Consider the following 16,961-nt stretch of genomic DNA (forward strand, 5'->3'; position numbering starts at 1 on the left):
CAGCCCCGTTACCACGAGCACCTGCTTCTCATGGAGATGCCATGCACACACTCTTCCTCGCCCCTAGCGGTTTCGGCGGCGGCCTCAACTCCATCAGCCTCGGCCTGATTCGCGCCCTCGAGCGCGCGGGCCTGAAGGTCGGCTTCTTCAAACCGATCGCCCAGCCCTTCCCCGTCGACCAGGGCCGCGAGCGTTCCTGCATCCTGGTCGAACGCACGCTGCAGCTGTCCTCGCCCGAGCCGCTGCCGCTGGAGCAGGTCGAACGGCAACTGGCCGACGGTGAACTCGATCTGCTGCTCGAAGACGTGGTGAGCCGCTACCAGCAGGTCGCGGCCGGCAAGGACGTGGTCATCGTCGAAGGCATGGTGCCGACCCGCGAATCCAACTACACCCAGCGCATCAACACCCACCTCGCCAAGAGCCTGGATGCCGAAGTCATCCTGATCGCCGCCCAGGGCAACGACAGCCTCAAGCGCCTGGCCGAACGCATCGAGATCCAGGCGCAGCTGTACGGCGGCGCCAAGGACCCCAAGGTGCTCGGCGTGATCCTCAACAAGGTCAAGAGCGAGGAAGGCGTCCCGGCGTTCGTCGACAGCCTCAAGCAGCACCTGCCGCTGCTGGGTGGCGCGGACTTCCAGTTGCTCGGCGCGATCCCCTTCGCCGAAGAACTCAACGCCCTGCGCACCCGCGACATCGCCGAACTGCTCGGCGCCCAGGTGCTCAATGCCGGCGAAGCCGAACAGCGCCGCGTCAACAAGATCGTGCTCTGCGCCCGTGCGGTGCCGAACACCGTGCAGTTGCTGCGCTCCGGCGTGCTGGTGGTGACTCCGGGCGATCGCGACGACATCATCCTCGCCGCCAGCCTGGCCTCGCTCAACGGCGAGAAGCTCGCCGGCCTGCTGCTGTGCAGCGACTTCGCGCCGGACCCGCGCATCCTCGAGCTGTGCAAGGCGGCGCTGGACGGCGGCCTGCCGCTGATGACCGTCGAAACCAACTCCTACGACACGGCCAACAACCTGTTCGGCCTGAACAAGGAAACCCCGTCGGACGACATCGAGCGCGCCACCCGGGTGACCGAATTCATCGCCCAGCACCTGCGCCCCGAATTTCTTCACACCCGCTGCAGCGTGCCGCGCGGCGAACCGCGCATGTCGCCGGCGGCGTTCCGCTACCAGTTGGTCAAGCGCGCCCAGGACGCCGACAAGCGCATCGTCCTGCCGGAAGGCAACGAGCCGCGCACCATCCGCGCCGCCGCCATCAGCCAGGAGCGCGGCATCGCCCGCTGCGTACTGCTGGCCAGGCCGGAGGAGGTTCAGCAGGTCGCCCGCGAGCAGGGCATCACGCTGCCGGCGAGCCTGGAAATCCTCGACCCGGACGCCATCGCCAACCGCTACGTCGAGCCGATGTGCGAGATGCGCAAGGCCAAGGGCCTGACGCCCGATGACGCCCGCGAGCAGCTGAAGGACACCGTGGTGCTGGGCACCATGATGCTCGCCCTGGACGAAGTGGACGGCCTGGTTTCCGGCGCCGTGCACACCACCGCCAACACCATTCGCCCCGCCCTGCAGCTGATCAAGACCGCGCCGGGCTACAGCCTGGTGTCCTCGGTGTTCTTCATGCTGCTGCCGGACCAGGTGCTGGTCTACGGCGATTGCGCGGTGAACCCCAACCCGAACGCCACCGAGCTGGCCGAGATCGCCCTGCAGAGCGCCGAGTCCGCCGTGGCCCTGGGCGTCAATCCGCGCGTGGCGATGATCAGCTATTCCACCGGCAGCTCCGGCAGCGGCGCGGAAGTCGAGAAAGTGGCCGAAGCCACGCGCATCGCCCAGGAACGCGCCCCCGACCTGCCGATCGACGGCCCACTGCAGTACGACGCCGCCTCAGTGCTCAGCGTCGGCCGCCAGAAGGCGCCGAACAGCAAGGTCGCCGGCCAGGCCACGGTGTTCATCTTCCCCGACCTGAACACCGGCAACACCACCTACAAGGCAGTCCAGCGCAACGCCAACTGCCTCAGCGTCGGCCCGATGCTGCAGGGCCTGGCCAAGCCGGTCAACGACCTGTCCCGTGGTGCCCTGGTGGACGATATCGTCTTCACCATCGCCCTGACCGCGCTGCAGGCCGCCAACCAGAAGGGCTGATCGCAATCCTCGAAAAGAGCGTGAGCGAGCGGCAGGGACGCCGCGAATAGCGGGACGCGTCGCCTCAGGCAATCGGCATATCGACGCGGTTGAGGCGTGTGGCGCCGAAGCCCAACGCACAGCAGGGTGTCGCCTGTCGCACCGCCCGTTGGGCTTCGCTTCGCTCAACCCAACCTACGCCCTCCCATAGGCACGGGGTGCACACGTAGGTTGCGGTTGAGGCGCGTAGCGCCGAAGCCCAACACACGCCGATGCGTCGCCGGTCACATCGCCCGTTGGGCTTCGCTCCGCTCAACCCGACCTGCCTGGCGAGCCGTTGCGCTCGACAGTTGCAGTTCGGCGCGCAATCGCTACCCTTGGCGCCTCGAATCAGCCGTATCGACGAGACGACCCATGCTGAACTTCCTTCCCTCGCCCCTGCGAGGCACCCTCGCCGCGCTGATCCTGGCGCTCAACACGCTGTTCTGGTGCTGGCCGCTGTTCGCGCTTTCGCTGCTCAAGCTGTTGTTGCCCGTTCCCGCGATACAACGCACCCTGCGTTTCGGCATGCACTGGATCGCCGAGTCCTGGATGGCGGTCAACAGTTTCTGGATGGACCTGGTGCAGCCCATCCGCTGGGACGTGCGGGGCCTCGAACAGGTCGACATGCGGCATTCCTACCTGGTCACCAGCAACCACCAGAGCTGGGCGGACATTCTGGTGCTGCAGTATCAGCTCAACCGGCGCATGCCGATCCTCAAGTTCTTCCTCAAGCAGGAACTGATCTGGGTCCCAGTGATCGGCCTGTGCTGGTGGGCGCTGGAGTTTCCCTTCATGAAGCGCTTCAGCAAGGAATACCTGGCCAAGCACCCGGAGAAACGCGGCCAGGACCTGATCACCACACGCAAGGCCTGCGAACGTTACCGGACCAATCCGGTATCGGTGTTCAACTTCCTCGAAGGCACGCGCTTCACGCCGACCAAGCACGATCAGCAGCAGTCGCCGTTCACCCACCTGCTCAAGCCCAGGGCCGGCGGCATCGCCTTCGTCATCGATGCCATGGGCGAGCAACTGACCGCGCTGATCAATGTCACCATCCACTACCCCGACGGCCGTCCGAGCTTCTGGGACCTGCTCGCCGGGCACATCCGCCAGGTGGTGCTGCGGATCGAGTCACAGCCGATCCCCGCCGAGTTGCTCGGCAAGAACTACGATCAGGACGAGGCCTATCGGCTGGCCGTCCAGCAGTGGGTCAACCAGCTCTGGACCACCAAGGACGCGCAGCTGGAGCAGCTGCACCGGCAGTTCCCGGTAACACGCTGAGCGCTGAATGCTTCAGCGCCCGTCCCACTCCACCTGGGCGGGAAACGCGCTGGCCCGCTCCGCCGATACCGCCGGGGAGACGAGGAACCCCTGCATCACATCGCAGCCGTTGTCGACCAGCCAGTTGCGCTGCGCCAGGTTCTCCACGCCCTCGGCCACCACTTCCAGGCCGAGGTTGCGCCCCAGGTCGATGATGGTGCTGACCACGGCCGCATCGCGCGGCGAATCCAGCATGTTGGCGATGAACAGCCGGTCGATCTTCAGCGTATCCAGCTCGAAATGGCGCAGATAGGCCAGGGACGAATAGCCGGTACCGAAATCATCGATGGCCACCCGCACGCCCAGCTTGCGTAGCTGGCGGAGCTTGTCGCAACTCTGCTCGAGATCCTGCATCAGGGTCCCTTCGGTGACCTCCAGCTCCAGTTGTGCCGGATCGAGGCGGTACTCGTCGAGCAATCGCCGCAGCGAGTCGAGCAGCCCGGCACGGCTGAACTGCACCGGGCTGACGTTCAGGCTGAGGATCAGCTCGTTGCCGAAAGCCGGCAGCCACTGGCAGTGCTGGTTCATCCCCTCGCGCAGTACCCAGTCGCCCACCCGCTCGATCAGCCGGGTTTCCTCCAGCAGCGGAATGAACACGCCGGGCTGGTTCTGGCCGACTTCGCCGCGCGGCCAGCGCAGCAGGCCCTCGAACCCCCTGAGCTTGCCGCTGGCGAGCATGACCTGCGGCTGGTAGAGCAACTCGAAGTCATTGCGCTCGGTGGCGCTGCGCAGGTTCTCCTCCATCATCAGCCGGGCGTGCGCCCGCTCGTTCATGTCGCTGGAGAAGAAGCGGTACTGCCTGCGCCCGGCACGCTTGGCCTCGTACATCGCCATGTCCGCCGAGCGCAACAGCTGATCGACGCTCACACCGCAATCGGGGAAATGCGCGATGCCGATACTGGCGCCGAGCGTCACTTCGGTGCCATCGACCTTGTGCCGGACCGAGATCAGCTCGATGAGCTTCTCCGCCACCCGCGCGGCGTCTTCCGGCTGGTCCAGGGAATCCAGCAGCGCGGTGAACTCGTCGCCACCCATGCGCGCGATGATGTCGTAGGGGCGCATGCAGGTTTCCAGCAGACGGGCCACCTTGCAGAGGATCTCGTCACCGGCGTCGTGGCCGAGCGAATCGTTGATGCGCTTGAAGCCGTCGAGGTCGATGTAGAGGATCGCCATGCGCTTGCCGTTGCGGTCGACCCGCGCCAGCGACGATTCAAGTGCCTGGTGAAAGCCACGCCGGTTCAGCAGGCCGGTCAGCGAATCGGTGACCGCCTGGGTTTCCAGCTGGACGTGCAGGTTGCGTACCACCGACATGTCCAGCGCGATCACCACCATCGAGCGCTGCTGGCGCGGCAGCGGCGAGCTGGACAGCGCCACGGGCAGCGTCGCGCCGTTGGCCGTGTGCAACTGCGCTTCGTGCAGGCGATAGGTCGAGCCGCTGCACCAGTACTGGTAGAAGTCCGACTCGCGCCAGTTGCTCGGCATCTCCGGCGTCGCCAGGTGCGACAGCAGCGGCGTGCCCTGCAGGTCGTCGACGCGCGTGTGCAGCATGCCGGCGATGGCCGGATTGGCGAAGCTGATGTAGCCGTCCTCGCCGACCACCAGAATGCCTTCGGCGGCATTGCTGAGCACCGAGGCATTGAACGCGCGGGCACTGTCCAGTTGCTGAGTGAGCAGTTGCAGATCGCGGCGATTGTGCTCATGGGCCAGCAGGGTGTTGATCTTGTGCTTGAGCACCTGCGGATCGAACGGCTTGAGGATGAAGTCCACCGCGCCGGTGGCGTAGCCGCGCAGCACCGAATCGCGGGTGTGCGCGATGGCCGAGACGAAGATGATCGGCGTGTAGCGCGTGTGCGGGCTGCCGCGCATCAGGCGCGCCACCTCGAAGCCGTCCATGCCGGGCATCTGCACGTCCAGCAGCACCAGCTCGACGTCCAGTTCGAGCAGCGCCTTGAGCGCCGCTTCGCCGGAATTGACGCTGTGCACCTGCCAATCACCATCGCCGAGCAGCGCTTCCATGGCCACCAGGTTCGCCTCGCGGTCGTCGACCACCAGCAGCGTGCGGCTGCGCGGCTTCGACTTAAGCTGCGTCTGTGCCATGAGCGGCCTCCCTGTGAGCTGTACCGGACTGGCAACCAGCGCGCCTCATGGCCGGCGTGCCCCCGGCAGGTGGCTGGCTGATCGTTGCTCTGCGTCCGGGATATTCGACGTATGCCAACTCGCTACTCCTCTTCAGCATCGGCCGAATCCGCTTCCAGCCCCAGCCAGTGCCGCAACATCTCGCGCAGCGCCGCGGCCTCGACCGGCTTGACCAGCACCTCGTCGGCCCCGGCGGCGGCACAGCGTTCGCGCTCCTCGGCGCCGGCTTCGGTCGCCAGCGCAATGATCGGTGCCTGCAGGCCGTACTCGTGCCTGAGTCGCCGGGCCAACTCCGGACCTTCCACACCGGGCCGGCTCATGTCCAGCAGTACCAGATCGAAGGCATCCTCCTCGAAGCGTTGCCGGGCGTCGCCGGCATTGGTCACCGGCACCACCTGCAGCCCCAGTTCGTCGAGCTGGGCGGTCAGCGAATAGATCAGCCGCATGTCCTCGGCCACCAGCAGGACCCGCTGCCCCGGCAATGACAGCTGCAGCGCCGCGGCCGGCCCCGGCATCTCGGCGGCTGGCTCCGGGCGCAACAGGGCGCCCATGCGTTCCAGCCCGTCCTGATCGGACAACGCCACCCCCGAATGGCGGCGCAGGCGTTGCAGATCCACCTCCGACAACGGCTCGCGGCTGCTGAGGATCACCGTCGCGCCCCGCAGCGGGCGCAGCCGTTCCAGGGCGTCGAGCAGATCCAGGCCGCTGTCGCCGGACAGCTCGTGGCCGACCACCAGCACACTGAACGGCTGTCCGGCATAGGCCAGGCGCGCCGCCTCGACGGTCGCGGCCAGGCTGACGCTGTAACCCAGGCGCTCGAAATAGTCGCGGACCTGCGCCCGCCGCCACGAATCGCTCTCCACCAGCAGCAGGCGCAGCGGGTTGTGTTCGTGCCGCGCCAGTTCGATGAAGATCAGCTCCAGCTCCGCCTGCGGCACCGGTTTGAGCAGGTAGCGCGAGTTGTCGTCGTGCCAGTCCTGCGGCTGTGGCACGCAGGAAAGGATGATTGCCGGCGTGCCATGGTGGCGCTCGGCGGCCCGCAGCTCGCGATAGACCTGCCAGCCGCTGATGTCGGGCAGCAGGATATCCAGGATCAGCGCGGCGAAACGCTCGTGTTCGATGGCTTCGAGCCCTTGCTGACCGGTGCTGCAGATCATGCTGGCGAAGCCATGCCTCTGCCCCACCTCGGCGACCACCGAAGCGAAATCCGCATCGTCCTCGACGATCAACAGGCCCAGGCCATGGCCACGCGACTGCAGTTGCGGCTGGCGCTGCGGTCGCGGCAGGGACGGCGCGCTCGAGGCGACGGGCAGCTCGACGGTGAAGGTCGAACCGCGCCCCAGTTCGCTGTCCACGGTGACCTGGCCGCCCAGCACCTCGGCCAGTTGCCGGGTGATTGCCAGCCCGAGGCCGGTGCCACCGTAGCGCCGGCTGATGGAACCGTCGATCTGCTGGAAGGCCTGGAATATCCGCTCCTGCTGGTCCTGGGCGATACCGATGCCACTGTCGCGCACCTGGATCTGCAGCGTTCGGCAGGCTTCGCCGTCGGGCAGGCAGCGCACCGACACCTCGACCTCGCCCTGCTCGGTGAATTTCAGCGCATTGGTCAGCAGGTTGCGCAGGATCTGCTGCAGGCGCGCACGGTCGGTGCTCAGCGTCGCCGGTACATCCGGCTCGATGCCGATCTTCAGGACCAGGCCCTTCTGCTCGGCCATGGGCCCGAGCGCGCCCTCGAGCTCGCTCAGCAGCTCAGGCAGGTTCAGCGGCTCCAGCTTGAGCTGCATGCGCCCGGATTCGATCTTGGCGAGGTCCAGCACATCGTTGATCAACTGCAGCAGCTCGTGGCCGGCATGGTGAATGATGTCGGCATGGCGCACCTGCTTGTCGTTGAGATTGCCGGTGCCGTTCTGCCGCAGCTGGTCGCTGAGGATCAGAATGCTATTGAGCGGCGTGCGCAGTTCGTGGGACATGTTGGCAAGGAATTCCGACTTGTAGCGGTTGGCCATCGCCAGCTGATCCGCCTGTTCGCGCAGGCGGCGCTCGGCCTCCTTGCGGTGGCTGATATCGATGATCACCGCCTGGACCAGGTGCTCGTCGCCGCTGCGCAACGGCGACAGCCCGATTTCCACCGGCAGCGCATTGCCATCGCGATGGCGGCCGAAGAGCTCGCGGCTGCCCCCCATGCGCCGCGGCTCCGGATGCTCGGTATAGCCCTCGCGCAAACCGCGATGTGCCTCGCGCAGCGCCTCGGGCAAGAGCAATTCCACCGGCTGGCCGAGCAGTTCCTGGCGGCTGTAGCCGAACAGCAACTCGGTCTGGCGGTTGACCATGACGATGGTGCCGTTGACGTCGACCAGCACGAAGGCGTTGGGCGAAGCCTCGACGACGTTGCGGAAGCGTTCCTCGTCGCGCTTGCGCGGCTGCAGGTCGAGCAGGTTGAGCAAGTGGTACAGCGCATCGTCATGCCGGAAGCTGGTCAGGCTGGCCGCGACCGGAACCGGACGGCCGTCCTCGCGTTGCGCCAGGAGCTCCAGCTGGCTGGTCTCGCGCAACTGCTGCAGGGTCTGCTCGCTGAGTACACCCGGCACGTAGCGGCTGACCCGCTCGCCCGCCAGCAGCTCGGTGCTGCTGACGAGCAACTGCCCGGCGCTCTGGTTGGCCAGCTCGATACGGCCGCTGGCATTGCACAGCAGCGTAGCCACCGGCAGTTGCTCGATCAACTGGCGGAAACGCGCCTCACGTTCCTGCAACTGCAGGCTGATGGCCTGACTGCTGCGCAGGGCACGCTCGCGCAGATAGAGATAGCCGCCCACCAGCAGGGAGAGCAACGCCGCGGCGGTCAGCGCCACCACCAGGCTGAACGCGCGACTCCTGTCGCGCAGGATCGCCTCGTATTCGGGCGTGCTGGCCACCTGCAGCTGCCAGCTGCGGCCGTACATGTAGATATTGCGGACCCGCTGGAACGCGGCATCGGCACTGACCGGCGCGCGCCCCGCCAACAGCGGCGAGTCGGGATTGGCGGCATCGAACAACTGCAGTTGCAGCAACCGGCTGCGCGAACCGAGGATGCCCTCCATCAGGTCGGTCAGGCGGAAGGCGCCGTGCAGCGTACCGACGAAGGCGCGCTGGCGTTCCTCCTCGGTGGTCACCGGCGCGGCCGGCGCATAGACTGGCAGGAACAGCAAGACGCCGGTCTGGATGTTCTGCTCGGTTTCCTGCTTGAGCCGCAGCGGCCCGGTGAGCACCGGGTTGCCGCTATTGCGCGCGCTGATGATGGCTTCGCGACGGGTTTCCTCGCTGAACAGGTCGAAGCCCAGCACCCGGCGGTTACGCCAGTCGGTCGGGTGGATGTAGTCGACGACGACATACTCGTCGCGCTCGCCCGGCGGGTACATGCGAAAGCGCTCGCGGCCGGAACGGCGGATCTGCTCGATCATCGCCGGCAGGCTGGCGAGGGTGGCGTAACGCGCCAGCGCGACGCCCTGGATACCGGGATAGAAGTCCTGCAGCTGCAGCTGGTCCGCGGCCCTCGTCCAGTCTTCCACATGCACGTCTTCGCTACCGGCCACCAGCCCGGCGAGGCCGCGCAACACCATCTCGTAGGCGCGCATCCGTTCGCGAAGGGTGTGTTCGATATCATCGACGGCGAAGGTGAAGCGCTGCTCGTGCTCGACCTGGCCACGCATTTCCTGAACGTGCCACTGCCAGCCGATCCATCCTCCCAGCCCCGCCAACAAAGCCAGTGCGACCAGCAATGGCAGCCAGGGCCTGCGGGAATGGAGAGCGGGACGATCATCCATTCGACCTCCTCTGTGCCACTACTGGCGTGCTATCGAATTTCAGATTCGCGAAGCGCAGAGAGGTTCAATTGCAGGAGGAAATCAGCGGGTCCATGGCGCCGGCATTACGGCACGCGCGAAGCCGTTGCAGCTCCGCGCGCTATGACTGCGTTACAACGGACGCAGGTTGATTTCCACGCGGCGGTTCTGTGCCCGGCCGGCGGTCGTGTCGTTGCTGGCGATCGGCTGGCTGGGCCCGGCGCCGTAGGAGGAAATGCGCGACGCGGCCACGCCATTGGACACCAGGTAGGAGGCGACGCTTTGCGCGCGGCGGTTGGACAGATCCTGGTTCAGTTGCAGCGAGCCGGTGCTGTCGGTATGACCGACGATGTCCACGCCGTTCTTGTTGAACTCCTTGAAGACCTGCACCAGCGAATTCAGGGTCGGGTAGAAGCTGCTGGAGATGTCGGCCGAGTTGCTGGCGAAGGTGATGTTGCCCGGCATGATCAGGGTCAGGTTGTCGCCGTCGCGCTGGACCTGAACGCCGGTGCCCTGCAGGGTCTGGCGCAGCTTGGCTTCCTGGGTGTCGACGTAGTAGCCGTAGCCGCCGCCAGCCGCGCCACCGACCGCCGCGCCGATCAGCGCGCCCTTGGCGCGGTCCTTCTTGCTCGACGTCGCGGCGCCGATGACCGCGCCACTGACGGCACCGATGCCACCGTAGACCCCGGCCTTGCCGGCCTGCTGCTCGCCGGTATAGGGGTTGGTGGTGCAGCCGACCAGCAGGGCGACACTCGCGGCGAGGGCGGTCAAGTTCAGCATTCTCATAAACGTACTTCCTTCATCTCGTCAGTTATCAGCGGCCGCCGTCCTTCCGAACACAGGCCTGAAAAAAAGCGCTAGGTTACCATCGGCCCCGGGAAAGAATCAGGAACGAAACGACAGAACCATCAGGCGCGGACGAATGGGTTTTCGCGCATCTCGTCCCCCAGCCGCGTGTCCGGACCGTGGCCGGTCACCACCGTGGCGTCCTCGTCCAGGCGGTAGAGCCTGCCCCTGATGGAGCGCTCGATGCTGGCCTGATCACCGCCCCACAGATCGGTGCGGCCGATTCCCCGACGGAACAGGGTGTCACCGGCAATCAGCAGCTTGGCCTCGGGAAACCAGAAGCTCATCGAACCAGGCGTATGCCCGGGCGTGTGCAGCGCCACGCCGCAGCCGCAGGCCAGCGCCTCGTCGTCGGCCAGCCACTGGTCCGGTGCCGGTACCGGGACATAGCGCACGCCGAACAGGCGGCACTGCATTTCCAGGTTGTCCCAGAGGAAGCGGTCGTCCTTGTGCAGGTGCAGCGTGGCCCCGGTCTTCTCCTTCATCTGCCCGGAGGCGAGGAAGTGATCGAGATGCGCGTGGGTGTGGATGATGCTGACCACCTGCAACCCCAACGCTTCGACACGGGCAAGAATTCTTTCGTGATCGCCGCCCGGGTCGACCACAATGGCCTTGCCTGTCAACGGATCGCCGATGATGGTGCAGTTGCACTGCAAGGGCCCGACGGGGAAGGTTTCGCGGATCAGTGGCGGGGCGGGCGAATCCAAGGCAGGCTCCTCAAAAATGATAAATTCCAGCAAGCAGCGGCTTCGCTGAGCCGACATACACAACCGCACGGGAGTTCGAATCATCGTTACCCGAGATCTGCAGGCGATCTTCGATGCGCTGCCAGGCGTCTACCTGGTGCTGACGGCGGATGAAGCCTACACCATGGTCGCCATCAGCGAGGAGCGCCTGCGCGTCACCATGACCCGCCGCGACGAAGTCATCGGCAAGCGCCTGTTCGAGGTCTACACCGACGATCCGTCCCACCCCGACGCCCAGGGTGTCGCAGCGCTGCGCGCCTCGCTGCAAGAGGTCGTCGCCAGCGGCCGGACCCAGCGCATGAGCAATGTGCGCTATTCGCTGAAACGGCCCGACGAGGACGGGGGTGGCTTCGCCGAGCATTACTGGGACGTGATCAACGCACCGGTGCTCGGCGCGGACGGCAAGGTGCGATACATCATTCACCGCGCCGAGGACGTCACCCAGCTGCTGCAGAGCCAGGAACACACGCGCAATCGCCTGCGGCAGAGCGACGAGCGCCTGAATGCGGCGCTGCTCGCCTCCGGCACCGGCACCTTCTACTGGGAGCTGGCCAGCAACCGGCTGGACATGGATGTGGCCATGCAGCGCCTGGTCGGCCTGCAGGGTGCGGCCGAACTGACCCTGGATGCGCTGCTGCAACGGGTACATCGCGACGACCGTCCGGGCATCATCGCCCAGTGCGAGCGCTGCGCCGACCTCGGCGAAGATTTCGAGATGCAGTTCCGCGTGCAGCTCTCCAGGGCCGGCCTGCGCTGGCTGTTCGTCAAGGCGCAGACCTTCCACGATACGGATGGCAGGCAGTCCTACCTGGTCGGCGCCTGCATGGACATCACCAGCCACAAACGCACCGAGCAGGCCCTGCATCGCCTCAACGAGACCCTGGAACAGCGCGTCAACGAAGAAGTGGCGGCGCGGGCTTCGGCCGAGGCCGCGCTACGCCAGTCACAGAAGATGGAAGCGGTCGGGCAGCTCACCGGCGGCCTGGCACACGACTTCAACAACCTGCTGGCGGGCATCATCGGTTCGCTGGAACTGATCGATCTGCGCGTGCAGCAGGGACGCACCGGCGAACTCGCGCGCTATCTCGAGGCGGCCCTCGGCTCCGCCAGCCGCGCCACCGCACTGACCCATCGACTGCTGGCCTTCGCCCGCCAGCAGACCCTCGACCCCAGCCCCACCGACGTCAACGGTCTGGTGGCCGGAATGATGGAGCTGCTGCAGCGCACCACCGGCCCGCTGGTGGAATTCCACAACGAGGCCGATGCACGCCTCTGGCTGACGCTCTGCGATGCCAATCAACTGGAAAACGCCCTGCTCAACCTCACCCTCAACGCCCGCGATGCGATGCCCCATGGCGGACGACTGACCCTGGCGACCGGCAACGAGAGCCTCGAGCAGAACGCGGCCAGCCGTTTCGGCCTGGCGCCCGGCGATTATGTGACGCTACGCGTCAGCGACACCGGTACGGGCATCGCACCGGAAAAGCTGAGCTACGTCTTCGATCCGTTCTTCACCACCAAACCGCTGGGCGAAGGCACCGGTCTCGGCCTGTCGATGGTCTACGGCTTCGCCAAACAGTCCGGCGGCGGCGTGCATATCGAAAGCAGTCCGGGCGGGACCACGGTCAGGCTGTTCCTGCCGCGCCATTTCGGCGAGATCCGCACCTCGATCGTGCAGAATGAGGCCCCCTGCATACCGGAACGGCGACAAGGCCGCACGGTATTGGTGGTCGATGACGAGCCCAACGTGCGCATGCTGGTGGTGGAGGTCATGCAGGAGCTCGGCCACCAGGTCCTCGCTGCCGCATGCGGGGCCGGTGCCCTGGAGCGGCTGGGCGAGGCACGTGAGGTCGATCTGCTGATTTCGGATATCGGCCTGGCCGGCGGCATGAATGGCCGTCAGCTCGCCGACGCGGCGCGCCGGGCCCGCCCCGAGTTGAAGGTGCTGTTCATCACCGGCTATGCCGAGGAAGCGGTGCTCGAGCGTAGCGGCCTGCACCTGGATTACGAGGTACTGGTGAAGCCGTTCAGCATCCAGGCGCTGGAAGACAAGGTGCAGGCGATGTTCGAGGTCAATTGACCCTCAGAGCGCGGATACTGTGTCGCTGCCCTCCTCCAGCCAGCGGGCGACCTCCACGCGAATGCGCTTCTTGTCCAGCTTGCCGACGCTGGTCTTGGGAATCGCCTCCACCACGGCGATCTGCTGCGGAATCGCCCATTTGTTTATGTGCCCCTCGGCTACCGCGGGTTCGAGGAAATCCCGCAGCCCGCGCGCATCGAGCCGCTGGTCGTCGGCGAGCACCAGCAGGGCGAACGGCCGCTCGCCCCAGCGTTCGTCCGGCACCCCGACCACGGCCACGTCGCGCACGGCCTGGTGACGGCTGATCAGCCCCTCCAGCTCCAGCGAAGACAGCCATTCCCCACCGGTCTTGATCACGTCCTTGATCCGATCGCGAATCTCGATATTGCTCATCTCGTCGATGACCGCCACATCGCCGGTGTGCAGCCAACCGCCGGCCCAGAGTTCTTCGCTCTTTTCCGGCTCGTTGCAGTAGCCCTGGGTCAGCCAGGGGGCGCGCAGCACCAGTTCGCCCTGCGACGAGCCGTCGGCGGGCAGGAGGCTGCCGTCCGGCGCCTGGATCGCCGCATCCACCAGCACCACCGGGACCCCGGCCTTGAGGTGATGGATGCTGCGGGTCTCGTCATCCGCCCGCAGCAGTTCGTCGTTGATGTGCGCACCGGAGATCAGCGGACAGGTCTCGGACATGCCATAGGCGGCGATCAGGTCCATCCCGCGCGCCCGGGCGACGTCGTAGAGACCGCGGGTCAGCGCACTGCCGCCGATGGTGATCTTCCAGCCCTTGAAATCCGTGCCTTGCGCAGCCTTGGCGTTGAGCAGCATCTGCACGATGGTCGGCACGCAATGGGAGAAGGTCACCTGCTCGCGGCGCCACAGCTCGATGAGGAAGTCCGGATCGTAGCGCCCGGGGTAGACCTGCTTCAGGCCGAGCATGGTGGCGACGTACGGCAGGCCCCAGGCGTGCACGTGGAACATCGGGGTGATCGGCATGTAGACGTCGCCCGAGCCCATCAGACGTGGATTCTCCCGCGCACTGACGGTGACCGCGGCGGCCAGGGTATGCAGCACCAGCTGGCGGTGGGTGAAATAGACGCCCTTGGGATTGCCCGTGGTGCCAGTGGTGTAGAAGGTGGTGGCGACCGAGTCCTCGTCGAAATCCGGGAAGTCGTAGTTCGGCTCGGCGGCGGCGAGCAGGCGCTCGTATTCGCCGATGCAGTCCGGCAGGCCGCCCTCCTGCTCGGCCGCATCGGTGAGCAGCAGGGTCTTCTGCACCGTCGTCAGTTGCCCGGCGATCGCCTGGTACAGCGGCGCGAATTCGCTGTTGACCAGCACGAAGCGGTCCTCGGCGTGGTTCATGGTGTAGAGGATCTGATCCGGCGACAGGCGCACGTTGATGGTGTGCACCACCGCGCCGATCATCGGAATGGCGAACATGCATTCGAGGTAGCGGTGGCTGTCCCAGTCCATCACCGCCACGGTGTCGCCCGCTTTGACGCCAGCTTCGGTCAGCACGTTGGCCAGCCGTGCGATGCGCTGGTTGAGGGTGCGGTAGTCGTAGCGCAGCCGGTCGCGATAGACGATCTCGCGGCTGCGCTCGTAGCGCACACCGGACAACAGCAGGCGCTTGATCAACAGGGGGTACTGATAGGCGTTCGCCGCGGGCTTGATCACACGGGTCTGCAACATGCGGGCATCCTGTCTTTTCTTGGAGTTGTAAGCTGCACTCTAGAGCGTCCAGGGCCGCGCAAAATCAGTCCAAAGGATTATTTTCTTTCGAGACATTTCGGCCGGCTAGCCGATCTCGCTCAGCGCCAGGCGCGCGCCCAGGCCGATCAGCACCGCGCCGGTCAGGCGATCGAACCAGTGCCCCATGCGGGAGAAGCCAGCACGCACGCGGCCTCGGCTGAACAGCCAGGCCACCAGACAGAACCAGAGCGCCGTGGCGCAGGCCAGGTAGAGCCCGTAGCCGGCCTGCACCGGCAGCGGGGTATGGGGGCTTATCACCACCGCGAATCATGACAGGAAGAACAGCGTCGCCTTGGGATTCAGGCCGTTGGTGACGAACCCGACGACGAACGCGCGCCACGCCGAATGCCGTGCGGGCGCCGGCGCATCGGCCTGCAGGTCCAGCTTCATAGGCCGCGCCTGCAACGCACGCCAGCCCAGGTAGAACAGATAACCGGCCGCCAGCCATTTGAAGAGGTTGAACAGCACAATCGACTGCGAGACGATCAGGCCGATGCCCAACAATGAATAACCGACGTGCAGGAAGATCCCACAGCCGATACCCAGCGCGGTCCAGTTGCCCGCCCGCCGGCCCCGGGTGACGCTCTCGCGCACCGCCACCGCGAAATCCGGTCCTGGGCTAGGGTCTGTTCTCGTTTCATTCGCGGCCGCGCCGGAGCCTGTTTTTGCGCGAGGCAAGGCGCGAGATGCGAAGTTTGGTCGCCCAAATGAGCCATCGAGTAACGCAGCATCGCGCAAAAACAGGCCCGGCCCGAAGGGTTGCGCGGCAAATGACGCCATGCGGCGTTGCGGGACTTGGCAAGGGATCACCATTCCCTGCGTCCCGCGCCTTGCCTGGTGTCATTTGGCGCAGCAACGCGGCTCGCGATGAAACGAGAACAGACCCTAACACCGCGAGCAGATGCACCAGCGCCACGGTCGTAAACTCCATCCAATACACGATCATTTCTCCGCCATGCGTGTCAGGCGGCATTGTCCGCCCGCCCCGGCCCCATCGAAAGGTACAGTTGATGTCCAATCGCGCCGTTTTCCTCGATCTCTCTCCCCTCGACCAGGGCGACCTCGATCTTGCCCCGCTGCGGGCGACCTTCGACGAGCTCGTCTGCCATCCCCAGAGCACAGCGGAACAGGTGAGCGAACGCCTGCGCGGCGCCCGGGTGGCCATCGTCAACAAGATCGCATTGAGCGCCGACACCCTCGCCGCCTGCCCCGAGCTGAAACTGATTCTGGTCGCCGCCACCGGCGTCAATAACATCGACCTGCAGGCCGCCCGTGAGCGTGGCATCACCGTCTGCAACTGCCAGGCCTACGGCTCCGCCACGGTGGCCCAGCACACCCTGATGCTGCTGCTGGCGCTGGCCACCCGCCTGCCCGACTACCAGGCCGCCGTGGCCCGTGGCCGCTGGCAGGAGAGCGGCCAGTTCTGCCTGCTGGACTTCCCCATCGTCGAACTGGCCGGCAAGACCCTCGGCCTGCTCGGCCATGGCGAGCTGGGCAGCGCGGTGGCGCGCCTGGCCGAGGCGTTCGGCATGCGCGTGCTGGTCGGCAACCTGCCGGGCCGGCCACCACGCCCGGAACGTCTGGATCTGGACGAACTGCTGCCGCAGGTGGATGCGCTGACCCTGCACTGCCCGCTGACCGAGCAAACCCGCAACCTCATCGGCGCGCGTGAACTGCAATTGATGAAACCGACCGCCTTTCTCGTCAACGCCGCCCGTGGCGGCCTGGTCGACGAACAGGCCCTGGCCGATGCCCTGCGCCGCGGCCACCTGGGCGGCGCCGCCACCGACGTACTGACCAGCGAACCGCCGCGCGACGACAACCCGCTGCTGGCCCCGGGCCTGCCACGGCTGATCATCACCCCGCACAGCGCCTGGGGCAGCCGCGAGGCGCGCCAACGCATCGTCGGCCAGTTGGCGGAGAACGCCAAGGCCTTTTTCGCGGGCACGCCGACACGCCAGGTGAACTGAACAGCGAGCGATAGCGGCTCCATTGGCCATTCACGACAGCCATTCGATAGAAGCGCTGGAAGCCTGAAGCTGAAAAGCATCGCCCCGGGGGCGGGCAATCCACGGGGATGTGGTGAATGCCGCAAGCCCGTCGGGAACGG

9 protein-coding genes and 1 pseudogene are annotated in these 16,961 nt (G+C 66.2%); 4 read left to right on the plus strand and 6 right to left on the minus strand.

Features of this window, described 5'->3' with window-relative positions; translation table 11 throughout:
- Positions 1–41 precede the first annotated feature (41 nt).
- Together pta and IN820_RS15855 are read left to right on the plus strand one after the other, a co-directional pair.
- On the plus strand, positions 42–2,138 hold the full coding sequence (pta, locus tag IN820_RS15850) for a phosphate acetyltransferase (protein WP_193681886.1): 2,097 nt from the start codon (positions 42–44) through the stop codon (positions 2,136–2,138).
- Positions 2,139–2,531: 393 nt separating this feature from the next.
- Positions 2,532–3,440 (plus strand): acyltransferase, encoded by a 909-nt coding sequence (locus IN820_RS15855; RefSeq protein WP_193681887.1) that lies wholly within the window; start codon positions 2,532–2,534, stop codon positions 3,438–3,440.
- Between the two features lie 12 nt (positions 3,441–3,452).
- On the opposite strand, the gene IN820_RS15860 is transcribed toward IN820_RS15855, so the two are convergent.
- From IN820_RS15860 to IN820_RS15875, 4 genes are all read right to left on the minus strand, one after another.
- A complete protein-coding gene (locus tag IN820_RS15860) occupies positions 3,453–5,576 on the minus strand; it encodes a two-component system response regulator (RefSeq protein ID WP_193681888.1) in 2,124 nt (707 codons plus the stop codon).
- Between the two features lie 122 nt (positions 5,577–5,698).
- Positions 5,699–9,415, minus strand: a complete 3,717-nt coding sequence (locus IN820_RS15865; RefSeq protein WP_193681889.1) for a CHASE domain-containing protein — start codon at positions 9,413–9,415, stop codon at positions 5,699–5,701.
- Positions 9,416–9,565: 150 nt separating this feature from the next.
- The gene (locus IN820_RS15870; protein ID WP_193681890.1) at positions 9,566–10,219 is read right to left on the minus strand and encodes an OmpA family protein; all 654 of its coding nucleotides are present in this window, start codon (positions 10,217–10,219) and stop codon (positions 9,566–9,568) included.
- 122 nt (positions 10,220–10,341) lie between these two features.
- The gene (locus IN820_RS15875; RefSeq protein WP_235989177.1) at positions 10,342–10,986 is read right to left on the minus strand and encodes an MBL fold metallo-hydrolase; all 645 of its coding nucleotides are present in this window, start codon (positions 10,984–10,986) and stop codon (positions 10,342–10,344) included.
- Between the two features lie 118 nt (positions 10,987–11,104).
- Between IN820_RS15875 and IN820_RS15880 the strand changes: the two genes are divergently transcribed.
- Positions 11,105–13,105 (plus strand): ATP-binding protein, encoded by a 2,001-nt coding sequence (locus IN820_RS15880; RefSeq protein WP_268939459.1) that lies wholly within the window; start codon positions 11,105–11,107, stop codon positions 13,103–13,105.
- Positions 13,106–13,108: 3 nt separating this feature from the next.
- Here the strand turns inward: IN820_RS15880 and IN820_RS15885 are convergent, their stop codons facing one another.
- Both IN820_RS15885 and IN820_RS15890 read right to left on the minus strand, forming a co-directional pair.
- On the minus strand, positions 13,109–14,791 hold the full coding sequence (locus IN820_RS15885; RefSeq protein WP_193681892.1) for a fatty acid--CoA ligase: 1,683 nt from the start codon (positions 14,789–14,791) through the stop codon (positions 13,109–13,111).
- Between the two features lie 105 nt (positions 14,792–14,896).
- Positions 14,897–15,529: pseudogene (locus tag IN820_RS15890) on the minus strand (LysE family transporter).
- 332 nt (positions 15,530–15,861) lie between these two features.
- Here IN820_RS15890 and IN820_RS15895 point away from each other — a divergent pair.
- The gene (locus tag IN820_RS15895) at positions 15,862–16,821 is read left to right on the plus strand and encodes a 2-hydroxyacid dehydrogenase (RefSeq protein WP_193681893.1); all 960 of its coding nucleotides are present in this window, start codon (positions 15,862–15,864) and stop codon (positions 16,819–16,821) included.
- Positions 16,822–16,961 lie beyond the last annotated feature (140 nt).

Source organism: Pseudomonas lopnurensis (assembly GCF_015070855.1).
Taxonomy (GTDB): Bacteria; Pseudomonadota; Gammaproteobacteria; order Pseudomonadales; family Pseudomonadaceae; genus Stutzerimonas; species Stutzerimonas lopnurensis.